A 23,379-nucleotide genomic window follows, 5' to 3' on the forward strand; every position below is an offset into this window, starting at 1 on the left:
TCTTTCCAGGATGCTGTAATGGTGATACATCTGCTTTTATATTGAAACATTTTATTCCATATTCAAGACTTGTTGTTTCACCATGTTGACCGAGTGTAACTCCTCCGAGAGAAATTGAACCCCCTTCTGAACTTATTTTGACACCATTAGCTTTTCCCGAAAAGTGACCATCTTTATCCCGTTCCAATGACCAATCTTTTCCCGATACTTTGACAGAGCCATCAGGTTTTGCTACAAGTGTAATATCACCAGGTAATTTAATCTTTGAACTAGACCCAAATACTGAAGACCAAGACATTTTTTCCTCACATACGGAAAAGGTTTCATTGCCGGGAAAAGACAACAGCTAATCGCACGAGTTCTATTTAGGCGTTATAATCCTGATCCCCTTGTCAAATATGATATCCCCTTCAAACAGCGTGACAGTTACCGTGTTGTACTTTTGAACAAGCGCCTCGATTCCCTCTTGTTGCAGAAGCTGCAGGGCCTTTGCAGCATCTTCATCACCCTGGGCCGCTGCCCTGCCAAGCCATTCTGCCGCAAGCCGGCTGTCTTGCGCTACCCCCTTGCCCAGCGCGTACAGCATGCCCAAACCATACTGGGCTTTGGCCTCGCCTTGCCCCGCGGCCTTGCCCCACCAGGTGGCGGCCTGCCCGTAATCGCGCTCAAGCCCCTGACCAAGAGCATACAGGGCTCCCAAGCCACGCTGGGCAGTTGCATTTCCCTGCTCCGCCGCCTTGCGCCACCATTGCGCCGCCTGGGCATAGTCCTTGTCTACACCCCGGCCGTAGAAGTACATCATGCCCATATTGAACTGGGATTCTGCCAGACCCTGCTCGGCCGCTTTGTGCAGCCACTGTGCGGCCTGAGCATAATCCCGGGCTGCACCTTGGGCCTCGTAATACATCATTCCCAGAGTATACTCCGCTTCGGCCAGTCCCTGCCCGGCTGCCTTTTGAAACCACTCCAGCGCGCGGACATCGTCCTTGGGAACAGCCTCGCCATTGTGGTACATTACTCCCAAGTTGTACTGGGCCAGGTCATGTCCCTGCTCCGCCGCCTTTCGATACCAGTAAAAAGCCTTTTGCTTGTCCTGTTCAAGCCCCTCGCCGCTGTAATAAAGTGCTCCCAAATGGTACTCCGCCGGTGCCCAGCCCTGTTCCACCGCCTTCCGATACCAGTACGCCGCCTTGGCCTTGTCCTGAGCGATTCCAATGCCGTCTTTGTAACACGTACCCAGCGCACTTTGCCCTGCTGGATATCCCTGCTCGGCTGCCTTTTGAAACCAATGCGCAGCTTCAGTTTGAGAGGTACGCGCTCCTTTGCCCAAAGAGAGAAAAGCCCCAAGTCTGAACTGTGCCCTGGCATATCCCTGTTTCGCCGCCTTATGGCACCACTCAAAGGCTTGCCTGTCATCCTGAGCAAGGCCCTTGCCCTTGTCGTATGCCACGCACAGGCCATACTGCGCTGCCGCATCCCCCTGTTCCGCCTTCTGCCGCAGGGCAGCCACATTAGCGGCCGCAGAGGCTGATACCGGCAAAACAAACAGCAGGGCCAGCGCAACGACGCCCGCCTTTATCCCGCGCACTATGGGCAGCGCTACAGCATGCCGCCAGCCATCTATGAACAGGTGCCTATGCATGACCATGCTCCTTAAAGCTCAAGCAGCGCTGACCTCTTTGGCTTGCCATTAAAAGTCACCACGCGACCATTCGTCAAAGCTGAACCCTTTTCGTGGCGGCTCATTCCCAAACGCTGACGGACTCCTCCATCTCCCTGGAAAAGAATTCATAAAATACCGGCTTTCTGCTCTGCCACAAAAGTCTCCGGGCTCCTGGAAATTCTCTGTTGCTTCCAACTTACCCTGCCTTTTCAATGTTGGCAATGGCCTGAAAGTCCGGCCAAGCCTGGCACAGGGCTTCGTCCAACCTCCAGAAACAGTGCGGAACAGATTCCCGAGTATTTGTTCAGCTTATGTGAGCAGCCGTAAAATAACTGTCAGTTCCTGAACATTTTCTTTCCCGAAAACTGCCCATGGCCAGGGTAAAGGCATCGTCTGCAAGCACCGGCGCTTCGTTGACGTCGTACACATCCACCAGGGCCCGCCGGGTGATGATCCGGCCCGCACTGTCCGCAAGCTGGTACAGAAAGGAGGCCTGACCGCTGAAGCCGGCCTCCGCCTCAAAACGGAGATCCCCGTTGACATCCCTGTACACCCGGCCATGCTCCGCCGCACCCAGACCCACAAAGCGCAGTCCCTCCGCCTCCAGCCCAAAGCCGGCCTCGTGCGCAAGCTGCGACTCCAAAAAGCGCAGACTGGAATCCTGCGGGGCAATAAAAAAAGCCCCCTGTTCCACCTCCGGAGGCAGAGGGGCAGGGGGCTCGTCGTGCAGGGCCTGCCAGGCCCGGGCGCTGACCTGACGCCCGCTCGCGGACTGACCCAGGCTCATGCCCAGCATGGTGTCAAAAAGCGTCTCTCCAGGGGGTGCGGCAGCCGCACGCCCCTCCCAGCCCTGCCACCAGGGCCCGGCCGGCGGTTCCGGCGCGGCCCGGCGGGATGGACCTGCGGCCGGGTTTTTCGGCGTAGAAGGGAGCGCACAGCTTTTCGAGGAAGGCGTCAAATGCTTCCTGGTGCAGGAGCTTCTGCAGCCGCTCGTAAAAGACATGCCCCTGACTCCGGGGCAGCTGATCATGGATCAGCCACATGCTCTTCTGCTCTGCCTGCTTCCGGCCAGGACTCATACTGCCTCCTCGACAACTTTGATCGCCTCTACTCCATTATGCCTTGCCTGAAGACTTTTTCAACGGGCTGTTAAGAGATTCAAGCTCGCTCCGGACAAACGGCACGTCAGGGCCGATGCCGGGATACAGGCAGAGTGGAAAAAAAATTCCCGGAATTGCTCGCCACCGTAGACAGCCATTGGCCTGGAACGGGACCCTTGCGCGTGCTGTTTCAGGATGAGGCCCGCTTTGGCCGGATTTCGCTGTCAGGGCGGTGCTGGTGTCCACGGCCGCATCGCCCCGTATGCCGGAGCACGGTAACGCAGGAATCTGTTTACGCCTATGCCACGGTATCGGTGAGTGATGGTCGCCTGGACACGTTGATCATGCCGCATGTCAACAGCGTGTGCATGCAGATATTCCTGGATGAAGTGGCTTCCCGTTATCCTGAAGAAAGACTGCTCATGATTCTGGATGGCGCTGGCTGGCACAGGGAGTCGTGCCTGAACATTCCCGCCAACATGCGGCTTGTTTCGCTGCCTCCTTATTCGCCCGAGTTGAATCCTGTTGAGCATATATGGGATGAAGTGCGTGAGAAATACTTTGGCAACCTGGTTTTCGACAGTCCTGATGCTCTGGAAGATCACCTGGAAACAGCCTTGCGCAGTATGGAACTCGATCAGCCCCGCGTCAAATCCATCGTCGCCTGGTCATGGATTATAAATTCACTGTTGTTTTAGAAATGGAAATACAGGGTGTTTCCGGTGAAAGCCGCTACCCATTGGAACATACTGCCGCAAAAGTCCACCCTCGTTCTCGCTCCGTTGTTATCAGGGCGAAGGGAATCTGCAAAAGCACGTGCACTGGCCAGTTGCCGACTCCAGTTCCCTGAACCCGGCCAGCCGGGCCGCTGCTATCTGGATTTTGGCCAGAGCGTATTGGGATAGCTGCCGGTTTTGCCGGCATAGGTCGTGAAGGTGCAGTGTTCATGCAGGCTGTCCAGATAGCCGGGACAGAGCGGAATCTTGCCGCCGCCGCCGGGGGTGTCCAGCGCATAGTGGGGCTGGGCCATGCCGGATACATGCCCGATCAGCCGGCGCATAATGGCCTGGCCGCTCTGAATGGTGGTGCGGAAATGGCTGGTGCCCCGCACCTGGTCGATCTGGAAGAGGTAGTAGGGTTTGACCCGCGCGGCCAGCAGCCGGTAGAACAGCTCCTGTAGAATCGCCGCCGAATCGTTGACGCCCCTGAGCAGGACGGTCTGCGAACCCAGGGGGATGCCTGCATTGGCCAGACGTTCGCAGGCTGCCGTCGCCTCGGGGCTGAGCTCGTCTGGGTGGTTGAAGTGCAGATTCATGTAGAGCGGGTGGAAGCGCTTCAGCATGGCGACCAGTTTTTCCGTGATGCGCTGGGGCATCATGCAGGGCATGCGGGAGCCGATACGAATGAAACGTACGCCTGGAATGGCCCGTACCTGGGCAAGAATCTGCTCCAGGGCTTCGTCTGCCAGCATGAGCGGGTCGCCGCCGGAAATGAGCACGTCCACAATGGCCGGTCTTTTTCGGATATACTCCAGTGCCGCTTTGAACATCTCCTGCGTGAGTTGCATGCCGGCAGTGCCGATTTTGCGTTTTCTGGTGCAGAAACGGCAGAAAGTCGGGCAGTCCCGGCTCACCAGCAGCACTACCCGATCGGGGTAGCGGTGGATCAGACAGGGCAGCGGACTCAGGTTTTCCTCGTTCAGGGGGTCGGCCGGCGTGGCCGTATCGGCCAGCTCCAGGAGATCGGGAACGACCTGTCTGAGCAGCGGCGCTCCGTGCTGCAGGGCCAGTTCCAGAAAGTAGCGGCTGACCCGGAGCGGATAGACAGCGTGGATTTTGGCCAGGATTTCGGGATCGACATGGGCCAGGCTGGCCAGCTCCTCAGGTCGGGTGATCAGGGCGGAAGCGGGAATGCTCATGGGTAACGCACAAAGAGGGGAGTGGAAATCAGCGCATAAAAAAGATCGTCACCGCAGGGCGGCGGTGACGATCTCGTGCACAAAACAGACAGCGGCAAGGCGCCGGGGCAATCACTCGGCAAGCGTGAAGGAGGCCTTCAGGAATTCCCGGTTCAGACGGGCGATGTTGCTGATCTTGATACCCTTTGGGCACACATTCTCGCATTCCCGCTCGTTGCTGCAGTTGCCGAAGCCGTCCCTGTCCATCTGCAAGACCATCTCGATGGCCCGTTTTTTGGCCTCCAGCTTGCCCTGCGGCAGCAGCGCCAGATGGGAGACCTTGGCGCCCAGAAAGAGCATGGGCGTGCCGTTCGGGCAGGCGGCCGCGCAGGCGCCGCAACCGATGCAGGAGGCCGCGTCCATGGCGGTTTCGGCCACGTGCTGCGGCACCAGAATGGTGTTGGCGTCACGCGGAGAACCGGTATTGACCGAAATATAGCCACCAGCCTGAATGATGCGATCCAGGGCGGAGCGGTCCACGATCAGGTCTTTCACAACCGGGAAGCCGCGGGAACGGAAGGGCTCGATGACAATGGTGTCGCCATCATGGAACTGGCGCATGTGCAACTGGCACAGGGTGGTTTCCTTTTGCGGGCCGTGGGCCGTGCCGTTGACGACTACGCCGCACATGCCGCAGATGCCCTCACGGCAGTCGCTGTCAAAGGCAATCGGCTCCGAGCCCTTGCGGGTCAGCCACTCGTTGAGCACGTCCATCATCTCCAGAAAGGACATGTCGGTGCTGATGTCCCGCAGTGGATATTCTTCAAAGGCGCCCTCAGCCGTGGTATCGTTCTGACGCCAGATTTTCACCAGAATATTGATCGTTTTCGATGCCATGGGATGCTTCCGTATTATGGTTGAAGTTCAGCAGTCAAGCCTCGTCGTGGGTGAGGATTACTTGTAGCTCCGCTGCGAGGGCGTCACGTTCTCGAAGATCAATGCTTCCTTGCTCAGTTCGGGTTCCGCATCATCGCCTTTGTACTCCCATACGGAGACGTGGCTGTAGTTTGCATCGTCGCGTTTGGCTTCGTGTTCTTCCGTCTGGCTTTCCTCCCGGAAGTGGCAGCCGCAGGACTCCTTTCGTTCCAGGGCGTCCTTGACCATCAGCTCGGCAAATTCCAGGAAGTCAGCCACGCGGGCGGCGCGCTCCAGGGACTGGTTCAGTTCCTGCTCCTTGCCGGGAATGATGACGTGCTCCCAGAATTCGGCGCGGATTTCCGGAATTTTCTCCAGCGCCTCTTTCAGGCCCTTTTCGTCGCGGGACATGCCGCATTTTTCCCACATGACCTTGCCCAGCTCGCGGTGATAGTAGTCCACCGTTTCCTTGCCCTTGCCGCTTCTGGTACTTGCCATGAGTCTGGCGGTCCGCTCCCTGACCATATCGAGCGAAGCCTTGAAGGCAGGGTCCTTGGTGTCGGTGGCGCCCCAGGGCACCTTGGAGAGGTAGTTGGCGATGGTGTAGGGCAGGACGAAATAGCCGTCGGCCAGGCCCTGCATGAGGGCGGAGGCGCCCAGGCGGTTCGCGCCGTGGTCCGAGAAGTTGCACTCGCCCGTCGCATAGAGGCCGGGGATGGTGGTCATCAGATGATAGTCAACCCAGAGACCGCCCATGGTGTAGTGGGTGGCCGGGTAGATCATCATCGGCTCCCTGGAGGGATCCACATCCACAATCCGCTGGTACATGTCAAAGAGGTTGCCGTACTTGCGGCGGATCACGTCGATGCCGTCGCGCTTGATGGCATCGGCAAAGTCGAGATACACGCCGTTGCCGGTGTCGTTGACCCCATGACCGGCGTCGCAGACCTCCTTGGCATTGCGGGAGGCCACGTCACGCGGCACCAGATTGCCGAAGGAGGGGTACTTGCGCTCCAGATAGTAGTCGCGCTCATCCTCGGGAATTTCGCTGGCCTTGCGCTTGTCGCCCGCCTTTTTGGGTACCCAGACCCGGCCGTCGTTGCGTAGGCTTTCGCTCATCAGGGTCAGCTTGGACTGGTACTCGCCGTGTACCGGGATGCAGGTCGGGTGAATCTGGACAAAGCAGGGATTGGCAAAGCCCGCGCCCCGCTTGTAGGCGCGGAAAGCGGCCGTGACATTGGAGGCCATGGCGTTGGTGGACAGAAAGTACACGTTGCCATAGCCGCCTGTGGCCAGCACGACGGCGTGGGCCGAGTACTGCTCCAGTTCGCCGGTGATCAGATTGCGGCAGACAATGCCGCGGGCCGCGCCGTCCACCAGCACGACATCCAGCATTTCGCGGCGGTTGTACATCTTGACCTTGCCAGCCGCCACCTGCCGCATCATGGCGGAGTAGGCGCCCAGAAGCAGTTGCTGCCCCGTCTGGCCGCGGGCGTAAAAGGTCCGGGATACCTGGGCACCGCCGAAAGAGCGGTTGGCCAGGGTGCCGCCGTATTCGCGGGCAAAGGGCACGCCCTGACCGACACACTGGTCGATGATGTTGTTGGCCACCTCGGCCAGACGGTAGACATTGGCCTCGCGGGCGCGGAAATCGCCGCCCTTGATGGTGTCATAGAACAGGCGGAAGATGGAGTCGCCGTCACCCTGATAGTTCTTGGCCGCATTGATGCCGCCCTGGGCGGCGATGGAATGCGCACGGCGCGGGCTGTCCTGGATGCAGAAACACTTGACCTGATAGCCCAGTTCGGCCAGAGCGGCGGCGGCGGAAGCGCCGGCAAGACCGCTGCCGACAATAATGATTTCGTATTTTCTCTTGTTGGCAGGGTTGATGAGTTTGCTCGAAAAACGGCATGCATTCCATTTTTCGGCCAGCGGTCCTTCAGGAATTTTGGCATCAAGCTGCATAGTCGTATCTCTTGACTAGAGGTTGATAAAAATTGGGCTTTTGGAGCCCGCTTTGCCACGCAAAAACCGGATTGCTCAGAGAGCCAGTTGCCCGCTGTAGAACAGGAGCAGCAAGGTGACGAAGACAAACACCGCTCCCTGCAGGAAAACCAGTATCCAGGCCATGATCCGCAGGGGCTGGTCGTATTTGGGATGGCTGATACCCAGGGTTTGCAGCAGCGACCAGAAGCCGTGGCTGATATGCAGGAGCAGTGCGCCCAGACCGATCAGATACAGAATGGCCTGCGGACCGTGCAGGACATTGGTGACAAAAACGGAGATAGGCTTTTCCAGGGTTTTTTCCGGAAAATGGAAGTTGATCAGGTGCAGCAGGATGAACAGCAGGATGATGAGCCCGGTGTAGGGCATGGTGCGGGAGCCCCAGGTGCGGCCGCCGGCCTGGCTTTGCACCGCGTATTTGCCGCCGCGCGCCGCGCGGTTGATAAAAAAGATGTTGACAGCCGTAATGACGTGCAGACAGAAAATCGTGAGCAGGCCCAGTTCGAACAGGGGTACCAGAGGCCCCAGGGAGTGGAGGTGGTGGGCATAGCTGTTGAACGCCGCTCCGCCCCAGAAGATGGTGCTGTTGCCAATGGCATGGACAGTGAGAAATGCGCCCAGCATAAAGCCGGTGATCGCCATGATGTACTTCTTGCCCAGGGATGACTTGAAAGTTTGCACGAACCAAGACATGGCTGTTTTCCCCCCTTGCTGAGGTGATGGATAAAAACGGCTCTTACAACCACTGAACGTCTGTTAATTACCAATGCTGCACGAAAACTGTCAAGTGAGAAATCCCCCGTATTGGAGTAAGGGCGGCAGGGCGGAAATGCAGCTTGCGCCATGCAGGAAACAGATGGCCATGCCCTCGGTCATTATAAAAAAAGCCCTGCCGCTCTTGTGTGGGCGGCAGGGCGGAAAGTGGATGGGGGCGCGTGTCTATTGGAGCGCTGCCAGGGCTTTTTCGATGCGCTGCATGGCTTCTTTGATGGCGTCCAGAGCAGTCGCAAAGGAGAAGCGGATGAAGGCGTCTGCGCCGAAAGCCAGACCGGGCACGGTGGCCACCCGGGCTTCGTCCAGAAAGTAGTCGGCCAGAGCGACGGAACCGTCGATTTTTTTGCCCTGGAAGCTTTTGCCGTAGTAGGAGGAGAAATTCGGGAACACGTAGAAAGCGCCTTCCGGTTCCACACAGCTCACACCCGGGAGCCGGTTCAGGCTCTGCACAAAGAAGTCCCGGCGCGGGAAAAAGGCCCTGAGCATTTCTTTGGGCGCGTCCTGCGGGCCGGTCAGGGCGCTCAGGGCCGCATACTGGGAAATGGCGACCGGGTTCGAGATGGACTGGCTCTGGATTTTGTTCATGGCCCTGATGATGGCAAGCGGCCCGGCACACCAGCCAATGCGCCATCCGGTCATGGCGTAGGTCTTTGAAACCCCGTTCGCCAGAATGACCTGCTCTTTCAGTTCCGGGGCGACGTTCAGAATATGGGCGAGCGGGCCTTTGGTGTAGCTGATCTCCTCGTAGATGTCGTCGGAAATGACGAGCCAGCCCCGCTCCTGCACCAGCCTGGCCAGCTCCGAAAGCGCCTTTTCCGAAAAGACCGAGCCGGTCGGGTTGGAAGGGCTGTTCAGGACGACCACTCTGGTTTTGTTTGTGGCATGCTGCCTGAGCAGCTCCACGTCCAGATCGAAGCGGTTCTTTTCATCCAGCGGCACTATGACCGGCACGCCGCTGGCCAGTTGGGTCATGGGCGGATAGGAAACCCAGTACGGCGCGGGAATCAGCACTTCGTCGCCCGGGTTGATGACCGCCTGAAAAATATTGTAGAGGCCCTGCTTGCCGCCGCAACTGATCTCGATCTGTTCGGGATCATATTCCCAGCCATGACGTTGGCGATAGCGGTCGCATACGGCCTGCCGCAGCTCCGGAATGCCGTTGGATGGGGTGTAGCGGGTGTGGCCCTGGTCTATGGCCTGTTTGCCGGCAGCGCAGACATGCGGCGGGGAGGGAAAGTCGGGCTCGCCGACACTGAAATTGAGGACATCCACGCCCTGGGCCTTGAGTTGCTTGGCTTTCGCATTGATGGCCAGGGTGGGGGAGGGGGCGATTTGGGCAACGCGCTGGGCAAGGGCAATTCCTGCTGACATGAGAGTACTCCGGAAAGGACGATGAATGCCGGCTGGGCCGGTAGGGAAAAAACGTTTTACTCAAACGGATTTTGTTTTTTTTGACAATGAAAAACATATGACGACCGCACCTGCCGCATATCTTTCCGCGCGCAAAGCGGGGCAGTTCTTCTGCCTGAGTGGAACCCCCCGCGCGAGGGGGGCAGGCGGCCGGCAAAGGCGTCTCGGGGGCAGGCGGGGCGGAAGGAACCGGCAGCCCGTTTCCCGGCAAGGGTCAGGAGCGGCGCTCTTGGGTGCTATCCGGCAAAGCCATTGATGAGGGGCATGCTGCGGCCGGGGCCAAAGGCTTTCCGGCTCACCCGGATGCAGGGCGCGGCCTGGATGCGTTTGTATTCGCTCTGCCGTATGCGCCGCGCCACGTCCTGCACCAGCGCAGGATCGAGCCGCAGTCTCGCGGCAATGTCTGCAATGTCCTGCCGCTCTTCCACGTAGGCGCGCAGAATCTGGTCCAGCAGCGCGTAGGGCGGCAGATCGTCCTCGTCCCGCTGCCCGGGTTTCAGCTCCGCAGTGGGCGGCCGGTCAATGGTGTTCTGCGGGATGATCTCCCGCTCCCGGTTCAGCCAGCGGGCAAGCGCATACACCTCTGTTTTGAAGACATCGCCCAGAACGGCCAGCGCGCCGCAGGAGTCGCCGTACAGGGTGCTGTAGCCGACTGCAGTCTCCGACTTGTTGCTGGTGCAGAGCAGAAGCCGGCGTTCCTGGTTGGCCAGCGCCATCAGGAGATTGCCCCGGATGCGTGCCTGCAGGTTCTGCCCGGTGAGGCTTTCCGGCAGCCCCAGCCCCTCGCAGCGCGGGGCCAGCGTGGCGGTCATGGCATCCATGGCCGGCTGGATGGGCATGCAGGCAAAGGCGCAACCCAGATTCTCCGCCAGCTTTTTGGCGTCATCGATGGATTCCCGGGCAGTGTAGGGCGAGGGCAGGGCCACGCCCAGCACCCTGTCAGGCCCCAGCGCCCGGCAGGCCAGAGCCGCGGTCAGGGCCGAGTCAATGCCGCCGGAGAGCCCCAGCACCACCCTGTCAAAGCCGCTTTTGCGCAGAAAATCGGCAAGGCCCTGGCACAGGGCATGGACCAGCTCTTCGGTCGGATCGTCCGGCAGCTCAAGGGCCGCTCCCGGCCTTTCCGGGAAATCGACGGTCACAAAATCTGCGGCAAAGTCCCGGGCATGCGCCCGGATGGCGCCGCGCTCGTCCATGAAGAGGGAATCGCCGTCATAGACCAGATGGCCCTGACCTCCGGCCTGACCCACATGGACAAGCGGCAGCCCGCAGGTCGTGCAGATCGTCTGGAATTGCCGGCGTCGCTCCTGCCTGAGGCCCATGGCATACGGGGTGGCCGCGATATTGATCAAAAGGTCCGGCATCACTGCGCCCAGCGTGAAATTTTCCACGGGATTCCTGCCGGCTTTCTCGTCCAGGATGGTCCCGAGCTCGCTGCCAATGGTCAGGGCGCAGAAGAAGCGGGAGCAGGGGAAAATTGTTGCCCTGCTGCCTGCGGTGAAATGCCTAGGCTCGTTGCTCACATCCCCGTTGAGCAGCAGCCGTTTGTGGGCCCGTGCCTGGATGCTGCCGTTTTCCAGCACAAAGGCCGTGTTGAAGAGCGCCATGGCCGCAGCTTCGCCCCTGTGCTCCAGTCCACCCACCACGCAACTGAGATCGGGAAATTTCAGGGTATCTGTCAACAGCTCCTGCAGTGCCCGGTCATGTGCCGCCAGAAAGGCGGGGCAGGCCAGCAGATCGGCCGGCGGTGCGCCGCAGAGGGCAAGTTCCGGAAAGATGACAAGCCGGCAGGCTGCAGCATGGGCCCGCTCCATTGCGTGGCGCATGGCGCGGAGTGCGGCTGCGAAATCACCGACGAGCGGGTTGGTCTGAACGAGGGCGATCTTCATGGGAACTGTCTGGCAAAACGGGTCGGGAGGCCAAAGGCGAAAAACGGGAACAACGTGTGGCTGTCAAAAAAAACAACCCGACAGCCGGAGGGCCGTCGGGTTGTGCAGGTGCGCGAAGAGTTTTACAGCTTGCTGACGTTCGCTGCTGCCGGACCTTTGGGGCCGTCAACGATTTCAAACTGAACCTTGTCTCCTTCGTTCAGTGTTTTGAAGCCGCTGCCGGTGATGGCGGAATAGTGGACGAAGACGTCTTTCCCCTCTTCTTGTTCAATGAAGCCGAAGCCCTTGGATTCGTTGAACCATTTCACTGTACCTTTGAGCATAACTACCGTGTTCTCCTTCTGAAGACCTGAAAATAAGCCATGGAGCGCGGGGGAGAAAAACGTTTCGCCACAGAACCCACATGGAACGACCTGTGACCTTAGCATACCATTCTGACCGTGAAATACAAGGAATTTGCGTGATTTTTTCAAGGAGCTTTTCAGATGGTTTTTGTCCTGCTCTCCAGACAGTGTAGTCACAAGATTGCAGCCATAAGCTTGCCGAAGACTCCCGCGAAAAGCCATGCCGCAATAATGACTATCCCGGTGTTGTCCCCAAGGCCGTGCAGGACTGCGGACAATATTCTGTTTTCACCTTTGCGCAGCACAAGCCAAAACAGGGGTTGTCAGCCCATTGAAAAAGCCGCAGCAATGCGCATTGCGAGTAAAAAAAATCATAAGGCTGAGGAGCGACTCGCTGATTCTGCGTTACGTGGAATTTGAAATTTCTGTAGCATGAAATCTGAAATATAGCTTTTCAACGGGCTGATAACGGAATGTAACCTCACCATGCCCCCCAATAAAGTTGCACTTTCAGATTCAGACCAATGCCTTGAGGAGAGGAGTATCCATAGCCGCCTCCGAATCTTGGGCTCAGGACTTTGCAGAACATTTCGCGGAATATTATGCCAGTCTCCTGGACTGACTTCCGGTGTAGATAGATTTTCAGGTTACTGAACAACCGCACCTCTGAATTTTGTGAATCAGACGGATTCAAGCTCTTTTCCCGTTGTTTCCGGCAGAAACAGCAGAAGTATCAGACCTAGAAAAAAGCATGCTCCAATGAGGAGAAACGCGGGACCGAGACCGTATACTTCAGCGAGACTTCCGATAACGAGTGGCGCGAAAGCACTTACCGCCCTGGCAGAATTATAGATGATCCCCTGAGCTGTGGCTCTCATGTGAGTGGGGAACAGCTCGGCAATCAGCGGCCCGAATCCGGAAGCGAACCCTGCCCCGAAAAATACGAGGAATGGACCGAGAAGAAGCAGTGCTATTTCGTTTCTGGTTACTGCATATACAGGAACAAGAACAGTTGCCACGGTAAAAAATATAGTAAACGCTTTTTTTCTACCTATTGAGTCGGCAATGAATCCAAAAAGGACATATCCAAACCATCCTCCTGCCTGCATCACGATAACCCATGTTGCACTTTTGAATATATCCAATCCCGCGCCTCCTTTTTCTGGCGGTAAGGATAAATACCCAGGAATCCAGCTGAATAACCCCCAGTAGGTAAAAAGGTGCATCAGGCTGAGACCAAAGGCCAACAGTGTGAATTTTTTATATTCCGGAGAAAATAATTCGAGGATATTATTCATAATATTACGATTTACACGTCCTCTCTTTTCACGGTCAGTTGTCCAGATGTTAGATTCCTCAACATGACCCCGAATCCAGAGGGTAAAAAGAGCAGGTAGAATTCCTGCAAAAAAGACGGCTCGCCATCCGTATTTGGGCAATATGATTGCCGTAATCAGTGCGGCAATTGCATATCCAAGAGCCCAGCAGCTTTGCATCAGGCCCATTGCCTTTCCTCGATGTTTGGCTGGCCAAGATTCCGTAACCAGCGCGGCACCGGCAGTCCATTCGCCTCCCATGCCCAGGCCGAGAATGAATCGAAATACTATAAGTTGAGTCAAAGTTTGGGAGAATCCACACGCAGCGGTAAACAGAGAATACGTAACTATGCTCAAGGTGAGGGAAAATTTTCTTCCCCATTTGTCCGCTATGAGCCCAAAAAGCATTCCCCCAATCCCAGATGCTACAAGTGTTATTGTCGTGAGCAGCCCTCCTTGCGTTGTTCCAAGTTGCAGTTCAGACATGATATGGACGACGACCATAGCATATAGCATGACGTCCATTGAATCCAATGCCCAACCCAGTCCACCTGCAATAACAGTTTTCCATTGATTGCGATTTATTTCTTCATACCATTTTTTGTCTTTCTGTGGATAATTTTTATTTTTCGACATACCTGCCTCCTGCATTATTTGTATTAATCCAATATATAATGCCATCCTCTGAGATATGATAAATTTTACCTCTTTGCATAAGGCTGAAAAGATTTGCCTGGATAGAATTTTCAGGTATGGGAAAAAAGGAATCAGGAGGATTTTTTTTAAATATGATGTTTCTAATTTCTCTTATATTCTTTTTTTTATATGTGCATTCAAGTATATCATTTTCCATTTTTTTGTACTTGTGAAGAAGATTTTTGATCCAATCTTTAGGAGAGGAAATTCCAAAGTAATGCCCAGGTCCGCAATATTTTATATCCATTTTCTGTATTCGAGACAAACTTTGCAGACAGTTATCCATATTTCCTATAGGATAAGGGCGACAAGGGTTTATCCAAAAAGTCAAATCTCCAGTATAAATACTATTAGTTTCTCCTATATAGACGCTTATGCTTCCTGGAGAATGCCCTGGGGTATGTAATAGGCGTATTTTTACTCCTGATAAATCTATTTCTATTTCTTCATCTATGTATATATCTACATTTGCTGATTCATAAAAATAATTATTTACATATTTTTTCATATTGATTATGTCGCCCTTTCCCAAACCTATTTCTCTCCATGATTCATATATTGAATATCCATATACTTTTTTAATTTTTTCATTATCATATATATTCAGCGGATTTTCTATTAATAGTTTATCCATTTTATGAGCATATATAGTTCCGCCAAACTCTCTCTTTAGTATGTCGGCATTTCCTATATGATCGTAATGGTCGTGTGTTAATATGATATATTTTAACTGATAATTGTTCTTTTCTATTATATTTTTCAATATTCTATATCTTGATTCAAACCTCCCTGTATCTATTATGCATATATTTTTATCCTTCTCTATTATGTATATGGAGGAAATGGTATTTTCTCCTTTGTTTTCTTCGGCTGTCTGGGCGTGCGGTCCATAAATCATGATGCCGTCTGGTGTTTTATGTATGCTCTGCATTCTTCCTGACGCGCTATCTTTTTGCATTTTCATTCTCCAACTTGGTGACGACAACCGCACCAACAGCGTCGCCCATGACGTTCAAAGTGGTTCTGGCCATATCCAAAATTCTGTCTACACCGGCGACAAGAGCGATTCCTTCCATGGGAAGATGCACCTGGGCAAAAACCATGGATATGACAACCAGGGCCGCTGCAGGCACGCCTACGGAGCCGATGGAGGCGAGCAAGGCGATAAGCAGAACGGTCAATTGCGCGGAGAAGCTAAGGTCAATGCCATATATCTGAGCGACAAAAACTGTTGCCAGACCAAGGTAAATGGCTGCTCCGTCCATATTTACGGTCGTCCCAAGAGGAATGGTGAAGCTTGATATTTCCCGAGGCACACCTAGTTTTTCTGTCGCAGCCATATTGGCAGGCAAGGCTGCAGCGCTGGAGCAGGTGGAAAAGGCGATCAGAAGAGGCTGGGTCATAATTTTAAGATATGAAACAAAAGAGATGCGCCCCACGTATTTCAGTACTGGAAAATACACGATGCAGACATGGGTCAGTGCGGCAAGGTACATAATCCCAATCAGCTTGATCAGAGGGAGAAGGACCTGCAGTCCGCTTTTTCCAACAGTGTAGGCGATGAGTGCGCAAACGCCATACGGGGCCAAACGCATGACTGCCGCAGTAATGCGAATCATGACCTCGTTGCCTGTCTGAAAAATATTGAGCAGGGGCTTTCCCGCTTCTCCCATACTGGAAAGAGCGAACCCGAAAAAAATAGCAAAAAAGATGAGTTGCAGCAAATTGCCTTCCGCTAATGCCTGGACGGGGTTGAGTGGAATGATGTTCAGGAACGTCTGGACGATTCCGGGCGGGCTGACTTCCTTGGCCTGAAGAGCTTCGGTGCTCAGGTTGAGATCCATACCTGGGTGGAAAATATTGGCAAAGACAAGCCCAATGCCTACCGCAATGGCGGTAGTTCCCAGATAATAGCAAGCTATCTTTATGGAGATACGCCCCAGTCTGCTCAAGTCACCCATGCTGGCGGCACCAGCAACCAGAGAAATAAAGACAAGAGGGACGACAATCATGCGGATCAAACGGATAAAGGCATCACCCAGTGGCTTAATCCAGGAAATGTCCCAGCCGCCGAATTGAAAAATCAATCCCAGAATCGCGCCCAGAGCAAAGCCGATTCCCATTTGTGCCGGAAGACCGAGTGCATGAGCTTTCATGTCAATCTCCTTTATTTGGAGTTGCAGGTATGGATGTCAGATGGTCTGTTGAGCCTCACGAACGATGTGCTCTGCCAGGATTTGGGCAGCGTCCAAGATGGGAACCGATGCCTCCAATCGCCCAGAAACAACAGATAGTTCCGTACAGGCCACAAGAATAATTTCAGCGCCTGCTTCCATGAGGCTGTTTATCGCTTCTCGCAGTACTGTGAATACCTCCTCATCGTATTGTCCGGTCTTGATCGTCCGGATGGTTGACATGACGCGTTTTTGTATGAGAGCGGGGGGTGCAAGAGCTTCCACTCCATGAGCTGAAAATATTTGCCCATAAAGATTCAAATTTAAAACTGCCGTAGCGGCAAGCAGGCCTACCCGCCGCAGATGCGGCTTTCGGCGCATGCTCTCTTCTACTGAAAGAGAGAGAATGTTGAGAACCGGAATGGATACCGCCGATTGTATCTCCTTGTGATAGTAGTGAGCCGTATTGCAGGGCATGGCCAAGAAATCTGCTCCCCAGAACTCGAGTTTACGGGCCATATTTTTTAGGCAGGGACCAGGGCTTTCCCCCGTTTTTTCGAGGAGAGCCCGGATGCGCGAGGGAACTTGCGGGTTGTTGTCCACAAGCATGTGAATATGATCTTGGTCGTCCTGCGCAGGAGTGGCACGGAGGACACGTTGCATCAAATCTACGGTGGCCTCTGGCCCCATGCCACCAAGAATGCCAACTATTTTCTTTTTCATTGGCAACTCCTTAAAAAAATCCCGAAATGCCATATGGCATTTCGGGATTGCATTTTTATCCAGGGAGATTCTCCTGCCCCAAAAGAACTTTCTGGTATGCATAAAGAGCTGGAGAACCGCCGGTATGGACAAACAGCAGATTCTCTTCCTTTTTAAAATAGCCATTCCGGCACAAATCAATGAGCCCTGCCATCGCCTTGCCCGTGTACACCGGATCAAGCAGAATGCCTTCGGTCTTAGCCATGAGGTTCACTGCTTCCACCATTTTCGCGTTGGGGACAGAATACTGCGGTCGCCAGTAATCGCCGAAGGTGACCACAGAATCTTTCTCAATCTCCTGACGAATACCGAGACGTTTGGCTGTTTCCACTGCTACCCTATGCACCAGTGGATCCTGATCTTGAGGATCGCGACTGACCCCAATACCTACAATGGGAATGTTCATGTTGCATCCGAGAAAACCTGTCAGCAAACCGGCATGGGTTCCGGCGGAACCGGATGCGACGCAGACCCGATGGATTTCTATACCCATCTGAAAAAGCTGGTCTTGGATTTCCTGGGCGCAGGCCACATAACCCGTAGCACCAATGGCGTTGGAGCCTCCGCCGGGAATGACATAGCCTTTTCGTCCTTCAGTCTCAAGTTCCTTCGCAACGGAATTCATGGCGGCCATCATGTCACTGCCTGCAGGTACTACTATAATTTTTTCAACACCCAGAAGCTGAAAGAGAAAGTTGTTTCCCGATGCCTCGGGATTGTAGGAACCCGGCACGCGTTCTTCCAGTACCAGCCGACATTTCAATCCTTCTTTGACTGCAGCGGACAATGTGAGCCGACAGTGATTGGATTGCACCGCTCCGCAAGTGATAAGGGTATCGGCCTTCTGTGCCAGTGCATCGGCCACGAGAAATTCCAGTTTTCTGGTTTTATTCCCTCCCGAGGTCAAACCTAATAGGTCGTCACGTTTGATGTAAATTTGCGGCCCTCCCACAGCCTCAGTGAAGCGGGGGAGAAATTCCAAAGGAGTTGGACCAATGGTGTAACGGCGACGGGGAAATTTTGCGAGATTCATGGATACCTCCAGTGATTGAATTAATATGCGAGTATTGCCTCGATCTCCAAGGCTGCATTTTTAGGAAGACCTGCCACTTGCACTGTGGACCTTGCAGGTAGGGTCGCGCCGAAGTAATGTGAATATACGGCATTCATACTGGGAAAATCCGCCATATCGGTCAGAAAAACGGTGACTTTTACCGCCTGCTTTAGGCTAAGCCCGGCAGCGGAGGCGATGGCCGAAAGATTTTTTAGGCACTGATGGGTTTGAGCCGAAACATCTCCGGGAATAAGAGTTCCTGTGCCAGGATCCACTGGTAGCTGGCCTGAAATAAAGAGGAGGGATTCAGTACATACCGCTTGAGCATATGGACCAATCGCAAGCGGCGCTGTATCGGTAGAAATCAATTTGGGCATTCTTTCTCCTTATTTTTATTAAATTTTATGTTTATACGCATTGTTGTCTCACAAGATTTAAACAGTAAAATATATTCGCAACAACACCATGATTTACTTTACAAGAGCTGGAGGACAACGATAAATCTTCTTTTTCGACCAGATATTCAGAAGTCATGTTACCTATTGATGATTAAGCCGTAAATATTAATATATAAAAAGTCTAAAATTACTGTATAATCAAAATTCTATAAATTGGTTTATATAATAACTAAAGTTTATACACTATATACGCTGTATATCTTCCTCTGTTTGTATTATTTTTAAATAATTATAAATAGTATATTTAGATATACCCATAAGTGATGCTATATGGTCAATACCTCCTTTTATTTTAAATACTCCATTTTTTTCAAGCTCCTTAACCAGTTTTATTTTTTCAATGCGATTCATAGTTGCAGATTCTTTTCCTATTTTTGATTCTGCTTGTTTAAATATTGATTCGATAGATTCTGTTATTAATTCTACAAATGTTTCATTTTTTTCTTGGGAATCTGTATCTTTATATACATTTGTAAATATTTCTAATGCATGGGAAGCATTTTTATAATCTGTGGTATCAAAATTTATACAAAGGACTCCAATAATTTTATCTTCTTTATCCCTTAAAAAAACTGTACTCGATTTTAACGTTCTTCCATCACGGCTAATTGTTTTATAGTTATAACGATTTTTGACGTTTTTACCCTCCTTATGCAGTGCCTTTATCACAAGATCTGTCACAGCATCCCCAACTTTGCGCCCGGTAACATTGCCACTTATATGCCGTATGGATTGTGATGGCTCTGCCAGGTCGTGGAGAACAACCTCCAGATTTTTGGGAAACATGGCGCATAGCGCTTCAGCGACATCCTCTAACGTTTTGAAGACAGCTTCTTGTTCTTGCATGGTTTATTTTTTATCCCTCACTTTTGTTGAATCAATAATTCAAAATTTCGTTTAACATGTCAACAAATTTTTGAAAACTATTCAAAATAAATTTTTCTTTGCGGGAGATCCTCATTGTAACTGCCTGTTTATAAGGGCAAAAAAAGGTTATCAGCCCGTTAAGGAAAGGTTAATTTCCGAAGGGGCTGCAAAGAGCCATTGTGCCCGCGCGTGTCAGTGTTCCATCTTGAGGGGGGGAGATTCTCATTCCAAACGCACCACATGGTAGGGGCATGAAGAGGTAAAGGGCCAGGGCGGGATTCTGGCGGACTTGGCAGTAGCAACAGCCAAGCAGCCAGAAGGAGGCCGCCATGTCCCACAGCCATCTTACTCTGGAAGAACGCATCAGTATCGCGAAGTATTTGTGTCCATGGGTATGATCCCGGGAATGCACCGCAACAACTCCAAATCCGGCTATCGTACCCGGACTGCTGATCACAGTACCCGGAAAAGACGAGCAATGCCGCGCCATTTCCGCTGCATGAGCCAGCCCGAACAGGTTGCCTGGGTAGATGAGCAACCGTGCGGCCACTGCTCGCCCGAACAGATTGCACGCCGTATGCGCCTGGACTGGCCTGAGGATGAAAGCATGCACATCAGCATGGAGACCATATGCCGCCAGTTGCGTTGCGCTCATCGGCGATCGGCGCAGCAGACGACAAAGCGGGTATGACCCCGGGGCAGCCACCTGTTTCCCGGGCTTAGAGACATCGGCAAGCGACCGCAGCCTGCTGCCGAGAGGTATCGCTTTGGGGGAGTGAGTCGAATCTGGTTTGTGCCTCCAGGGGCAAGGCAACGCTGCTCAGTTGCAACGAACGCAAAGGCCGCTTTCTGCTGCTGGCCAAGGCCCAAAGCAAGACGGCCGCCGCCTCGGGCGAGGCGCTTGTTCCGCGTTTGTGCGAGATGCCACCAGGCCTGCGGCAGACTTTGACCCTTGATAACGGTTCGGAAATGGCCCAATTCAAAAAATTGGAGCAGGCAACTGGACTGTTCACGTACTTTTGCAGGCCGCATTCGCCTTGGCACCGCGGTGCCAACGAAAACGAGTGTAGCTTTCAGCTCTGTGCCTCGCGGCTTCCGTCATATTCTATCTCGATTAATGAGGCCTGACCTGGCTTTGTCATGAGGTTTTCAATGGGCTGGGTTCAGGTGCAGCATGATGGTTTGAAAAAGTCGATGCCCCTGCCTTTGCCTGCACAGTACCGGGCGACGTTGCTCTTTCGTGCTATCGAATGCCTGTCCACCACTGTGTCGTGGGCAGGGGGCGGTTCAAAACGACCGGCTCGCCGATTCTGGGCGTTGCCAGTTGATACGGCGCATTTTTGCTGGCCGCGCTCAGCCGGATCAGGGGCTCGTCCCAGGCGTGGTTGGCAATGCAGAAGCGGCCCATGTGGCTGGGAATCAGCACCCTGGCTTTGAGATCCAGGGCCGCGAGCGCGCTCTCCTCCGGCATCATGTGGATATAGGGCCAGTTTTTGTCGTACTGGCCGCACTCCAGAATGGCCGCATCGAATGCGCCGAATTGCCTGCCGATTTCGGCAAAGTGCGGACCATAGCCGGAATCGCCGCTGTAGAAGAGGCGTCTGTCGCCCGCTGTCAGGGCAAAGCTGCCCCAGAAGCTTTGCCTCTCGAAAAGGAAGCGCCGGGAATAGTGCCTGGCCGGCAGCAGGTACAGGGTCAACGCGTCGAGCCGGACCCTGTCGCCCCAGTCCAGCTCGCGGACAAGTGCCGGATCGAAACCCCAGGATTCGAAAGAGGCGCCCAGGCCCAGCGGGCAGGCCACAAGCCGGATTTTGTCTTTCAGGGCCATGACTGTCGCGTAATCCAGATGATCCCAGTGGTCATGGGAAATGAGCAGCATATCCAGCTCCGGCAGGTCTTCAGGCCGGCATATGCCGGTGCCGGCAAAGGCCTTTTCCAGGAAGGCGAAAGGCGCGGCATGGTCGCTCAGGACCGGATCGATCAGCAGGCGCCTGCCCCCAAGCTGCACATACCAGGAACTGTGCCCCAGCCAGAGGATGAGGTCATGGGGGGGCAGGGCGCGCAGATCGGTTTTGATGACCGGCAGGGGCCCGGCGGGCCGCAGCCTCTCGTGGCGGCCGAAATAAAAATCCCAGAGCACCGGCAGCGGGTTGACGGTCGGGGAGAACTGCGGGGTCGGCAGTTGATTCTGAAACTGACCATGCCGGTAGTGGGCCGAGGCCTGGACGCGCTCCAGCCGCGCGCCTCCGGGCCGCACGCCAAAGCGCGGATGGGAAAAGACGAGATGGGCGCCAAGCGCCAGACCCGCGCCCAGGGCCAGAATCCAGACCAGAGTGCTCATCGATCGATGCTCCGATTTTTACGCATGGTCTTTGTACAGGAGGCGGGGACAGGGAGAACAGAAACGGTGATAGCCACGAATGGCCGGGCAATACGGGGCGGATTGGCCGCCTGCCTCGGAGCGGCGCTTACAGCTGGAGCCCTTTGGCATCAGGCGTGCTCTGTCTGTGCCGTTTGAGGCCCTCCGACCCCTGCCGCTCAGGCCAGAGCCTTGCTCAGCGCCTCTGTCAGCGCAGTCTGCAGGGTCTGGCTCGCTGCCTCGTTGAGCGCGCCGTTTTCGTCGTAGGCAAAGACTTCGAGCGGTCGCGGCCGCTCCGGGCCGCTGCCGGTGTAAATCGCCACATCGGCGTAGAGTTCGGCATCCGGGTACTGTGCCGACACCCATGCCGAGATGATGCTGCCCTTCAGACCGGCCAGCGCTTCGGCCTGCCGTTCCAGTTCCTCCGGACTCGTGGCCTTGCCGAGGGGGGCGCCGGTGTAAACCACATCCGCGACCACAATCTTGACGATGCTCATGCCCGCTCCTTCCCGGGACTGTCGGGAAAAAAGGCGTAGAAGTGATGGACCGGGCCGTGCCCCTGGCCAAGCCGGTATGCAGCCCCGGCGCTCAGGGCGGCGCTGAGATAGGCCTTGCCCTGCCGCACCGCATCCTCCAGCGGCAGCCCTCTGGCCAGGCCGGAGGCAATGGCGGAGGACAGGGTGCAGCCGGTGCCATGATCGTTTTTGGTGGCAATGCGCCTGCCCGGAAAGCGCAGTGTCCTTTTGGTCTCGCCCAGAAACAGAACGTCGTCGCAATCCGCCCCCTCGAGGTGACCGCCCTTCAGGAGCACATTTGGGCAGCCCAGAGCAGCCAGTTCCTGGGCCGCACCCGCCATGTCCTCCGCCCCTATCGGACGGGCCAGCAGTTTTTCCGCCTCCGGCAGGTTGGGCGTCATCAGGGTGGCCAGCGGTATGAGCGCCTCCCTGAGCGCGGTCACCGCGTCATTTTCCAACAGGGAATCGCCGCTCTGCGCCACCATGACCGGGTCGAGCACGAGCGGCGTGCCGCCCACACATTTTTGCAGACATTGGGCCACGGTGCGGATCAGGGACGAAGAGAAGAGCATGCCGATTTTGATGACATCCACACCCGGATCGGCAAGCACGGCTTCGATTTGGGCTCTCACCACGTCGGGGGGCACAGCGGCGATGGCCTGCACACCCAGGGTGTTTTGCGCCGTGACCGCGGTGATGGCGCTCATGCCGTAGCAGCCAAGGGCGGCAAAGGTTTTGAGGTCAGCCTGAATGCCCGCTCCGCCGCAACTGTCCGAACCGGCAATGGTGAGCGCGCGCACGTATGTTTTCGTCATGGCAAGGTTCCTTGTCTCTGGGGTAAAGGCCCGGCAAAGCGGGCCACGAAGTCCTCTGCCGCGCTGTCCGGCGCCGGGCAGCGCCGCATTCTGGCGGGGCCTGCCGCGTGCGCCGCAATGATAGCGGGGCACCGCTTCCCGGGCCTCTTTGCCAACGGGGCAAAGCGCCGGGCAAAGGCGGCCATTTTGACCGCCGGGCTTTGCGCCCCGGGAATCAGGATGAGCGCATCCCTGCCCGCATTGCAGAGTGCATTTTCCGACAAATCGTCTCCAGCATACCGAAAAGATGGCCTCATGCCTATCATTTGCTGGGCCTGAGGTTGTATAATACCCCCTGTTGACCGGAAATAAGCGCCCTTTTCCTTTGAGC

Annotated in this window: 23 protein-coding genes; 2 read left to right on the forward strand and 21 right to left on the reverse strand. The window is 54.9% G+C overall.

Annotation, left to right across the window (positions count from 1 at the left end; all coding sequences use genetic code 11):
- Positions 1-361 precede the first annotated feature (361 nt).
- From CAY53_RS07750 to CAY53_RS07760, 3 genes are all read right to left on the reverse strand, one after another.
- Complete coding sequence (locus CAY53_RS07750; protein WP_181040222.1) at positions 362-1,642, reverse strand: SEL1-like repeat protein; 1,281 nt, start codon at positions 1,640-1,642, stop codon at positions 362-364.
- A 325-nt stretch (positions 1,643-1,967) separates the two neighbouring features.
- The gene (locus CAY53_RS07755) at positions 1,968-2,459 is read right to left on the reverse strand and encodes an Ig-like domain-containing protein (protein WP_104936629.1); all 492 of its coding nucleotides are present in this window, start codon (positions 2,457-2,459) and stop codon (positions 1,968-1,970) included.
- Positions 2,460-2,463: 4 nt separating this feature from the next.
- The gene (locus tag CAY53_RS07760; protein ID WP_104936630.1) at positions 2,464-2,742 is read right to left on the reverse strand and encodes a hypothetical protein; all 279 of its coding nucleotides are present in this window, start codon (positions 2,740-2,742) and stop codon (positions 2,464-2,466) included.
- Between the two features lie 134 nt (positions 2,743-2,876).
- On the opposite strand from CAY53_RS07760, the gene CAY53_RS13225 reads away from it, so the two are divergent.
- Positions 2,877-3,461 (forward strand): IS630 family transposase, encoded by a 585-nt coding sequence (locus CAY53_RS13225; RefSeq protein WP_219842641.1) that lies wholly within the window; start codon positions 2,877-2,879, stop codon positions 3,459-3,461.
- Between the two features lie 173 nt (positions 3,462-3,634).
- Here CAY53_RS13225 and CAY53_RS07770 read toward each other — a convergent pair whose 3' ends face one another.
- The 14 genes from CAY53_RS07770 to CAY53_RS07835 all read right to left on the reverse strand — a co-directional run bounded on the left by CAY53_RS07770 (position 3,635) and on the right by CAY53_RS07835 (position 19,299).
- The gene (locus CAY53_RS07770) at positions 3,635-4,681 is read right to left on the reverse strand and encodes a KamA family radical SAM protein (protein WP_104936631.1); all 1,047 of its coding nucleotides are present in this window, start codon (positions 4,679-4,681) and stop codon (positions 3,635-3,637) included.
- Between the two features lie 111 nt (positions 4,682-4,792).
- A complete protein-coding gene (locus CAY53_RS07775) occupies positions 4,793-5,557 on the reverse strand; it encodes a succinate dehydrogenase/fumarate reductase iron-sulfur subunit (protein WP_104936632.1) in 765 nt (254 codons plus the stop codon).
- A 57-nt stretch (positions 5,558-5,614) separates the two neighbouring features.
- Positions 5,615-7,540 (reverse strand): fumarate reductase/succinate dehydrogenase flavoprotein subunit, encoded by a 1,926-nt coding sequence (locus tag CAY53_RS07780; RefSeq protein WP_104936633.1) that lies wholly within the window; start codon positions 7,538-7,540, stop codon positions 5,615-5,617.
- A gap of 75 nt (positions 7,541-7,615) precedes the next feature.
- Positions 7,616-8,272, reverse strand: a complete 657-nt coding sequence (locus CAY53_RS07785) for a succinate dehydrogenase cytochrome b subunit (protein WP_104936634.1) — start codon at positions 8,270-8,272, stop codon at positions 7,616-7,618.
- A 246-nt stretch (positions 8,273-8,518) separates the two neighbouring features.
- The gene (locus CAY53_RS07790; RefSeq protein ID WP_104936635.1) at positions 8,519-9,724 is read right to left on the reverse strand and encodes a pyridoxal phosphate-dependent aminotransferase; all 1,206 of its coding nucleotides are present in this window, start codon (positions 9,722-9,724) and stop codon (positions 8,519-8,521) included.
- A gap of 275 nt (positions 9,725-9,999) precedes the next feature.
- Positions 10,000-11,649, reverse strand: coding sequence for an NAD+ synthase (locus CAY53_RS07795; protein WP_104936636.1), 1,650 nt, complete (start codon positions 11,647-11,649; stop codon positions 10,000-10,002).
- Positions 11,650-11,771: 122 nt separating this feature from the next.
- Entirely contained in the window at positions 11,772-11,972 is a 201-nt protein-coding gene (locus tag CAY53_RS07800) for a cold-shock protein (RefSeq protein WP_104936637.1), read from the reverse strand.
- Between the two features lie 701 nt (positions 11,973-12,673).
- A complete protein-coding gene (locus CAY53_RS07805; RefSeq protein ID WP_104936638.1) occupies positions 12,674-13,945 on the reverse strand; it encodes an MFS transporter in 1,272 nt (423 codons plus the stop codon).
- Positions 13,932-14,963, reverse strand: a complete 1,032-nt coding sequence (locus CAY53_RS07810) for an MBL fold metallo-hydrolase (protein ID WP_181040223.1) — start codon at positions 14,961-14,963, stop codon at positions 13,932-13,934. Before CAY53_RS07810 ends, CAY53_RS07805 begins: the two co-directional genes overlap by 14 nt.
- Positions 14,950-16,161 carry a dicarboxylate/amino acid:cation symporter gene (locus tag CAY53_RS07815; RefSeq protein WP_104936640.1) on the reverse strand — a complete coding sequence of 404 codons (1,212 nt, stop codon included), beginning with the start codon at positions 16,159-16,161 and terminating at the stop codon, positions 14,950-14,952. The genes CAY53_RS07810 and CAY53_RS07815 overlap by 14 nt, the downstream gene beginning before the upstream one ends.
- A gap of 36 nt (positions 16,162-16,197) precedes the next feature.
- The gene (gene cuyB / locus CAY53_RS07820; protein WP_104937494.1) at positions 16,198-16,902 is read right to left on the reverse strand and encodes a cysteate racemase; all 705 of its coding nucleotides are present in this window, start codon (positions 16,900-16,902) and stop codon (positions 16,198-16,200) included.
- A 55-nt stretch (positions 16,903-16,957) separates the two neighbouring features.
- Entirely contained in the window at positions 16,958-17,974 is a 1,017-nt protein-coding gene (gene cuyA / locus CAY53_RS07825; protein ID WP_104936641.1) for a D-cysteate sulfo-lyase, read from the reverse strand.
- Between the two features lie 20 nt (positions 17,975-17,994).
- Positions 17,995-18,372, reverse strand: coding sequence for a RidA family protein (locus CAY53_RS07830; RefSeq protein ID WP_104936642.1), 378 nt, complete (start codon positions 18,370-18,372; stop codon positions 17,995-17,997).
- Between the two features lie 264 nt (positions 18,373-18,636).
- On the reverse strand, positions 18,637-19,299 hold the full coding sequence (locus CAY53_RS07835) for a helix-turn-helix transcriptional regulator (protein ID WP_104936643.1): 663 nt from the start codon (positions 19,297-19,299) through the stop codon (positions 18,637-18,639).
- A gap of 807 nt (positions 19,300-20,106) precedes the next feature.
- Here CAY53_RS07835 and CAY53_RS14125 point away from each other — a divergent pair.
- Complete coding sequence (locus CAY53_RS14125) at positions 20,107-20,448, forward strand: IS30 family transposase (protein WP_146106531.1); 342 nt, start codon at positions 20,107-20,109, stop codon at positions 20,446-20,448.
- A gap of 115 nt (positions 20,449-20,563) precedes the next feature.
- Here CAY53_RS14125 and CAY53_RS07840 read toward each other — a convergent pair whose 3' ends face one another.
- The 4 genes from CAY53_RS07840 to CAY53_RS07855 all read right to left on the reverse strand — a co-directional run bounded on the left by CAY53_RS07840 (position 20,564) and on the right by CAY53_RS07855 (position 23,272).
- Positions 20,564-21,661 (reverse strand): MBL fold metallo-hydrolase, encoded by a 1,098-nt coding sequence (locus CAY53_RS07840; RefSeq protein ID WP_017865440.1) that lies wholly within the window; start codon positions 21,659-21,661, stop codon positions 20,564-20,566.
- A 197-nt stretch (positions 21,662-21,858) separates the two neighbouring features.
- Positions 21,859-22,176 (reverse strand): hypothetical protein, encoded by a 318-nt coding sequence (locus tag CAY53_RS07845; RefSeq protein ID WP_104936644.1) that lies wholly within the window; start codon positions 22,174-22,176, stop codon positions 21,859-21,861.
- A complete protein-coding gene (gene thiD / locus CAY53_RS07850; protein WP_104936645.1) occupies positions 22,173-23,009 on the reverse strand; it encodes a bifunctional hydroxymethylpyrimidine kinase/phosphomethylpyrimidine kinase in 837 nt (278 codons plus the stop codon). The genes CAY53_RS07845 and thiD overlap by 4 nt, the downstream gene beginning before the upstream one ends.
- The gene (locus CAY53_RS07855; RefSeq protein ID WP_104936646.1) at positions 23,006-23,272 is read right to left on the reverse strand and encodes a hypothetical protein; all 267 of its coding nucleotides are present in this window, start codon (positions 23,270-23,272) and stop codon (positions 23,006-23,008) included. Before CAY53_RS07855 ends, thiD begins: the two co-directional genes overlap by 4 nt.
- Positions 23,273-23,379 lie beyond the last annotated feature (107 nt).

Source organism: Desulfobulbus oralis (assembly GCF_002952055.1).
GTDB classification, from domain to species: Bacteria; Desulfobacterota; Desulfobulbia; order Desulfobulbales; family Desulfobulbaceae; genus Desulfobulbus; species Desulfobulbus oralis.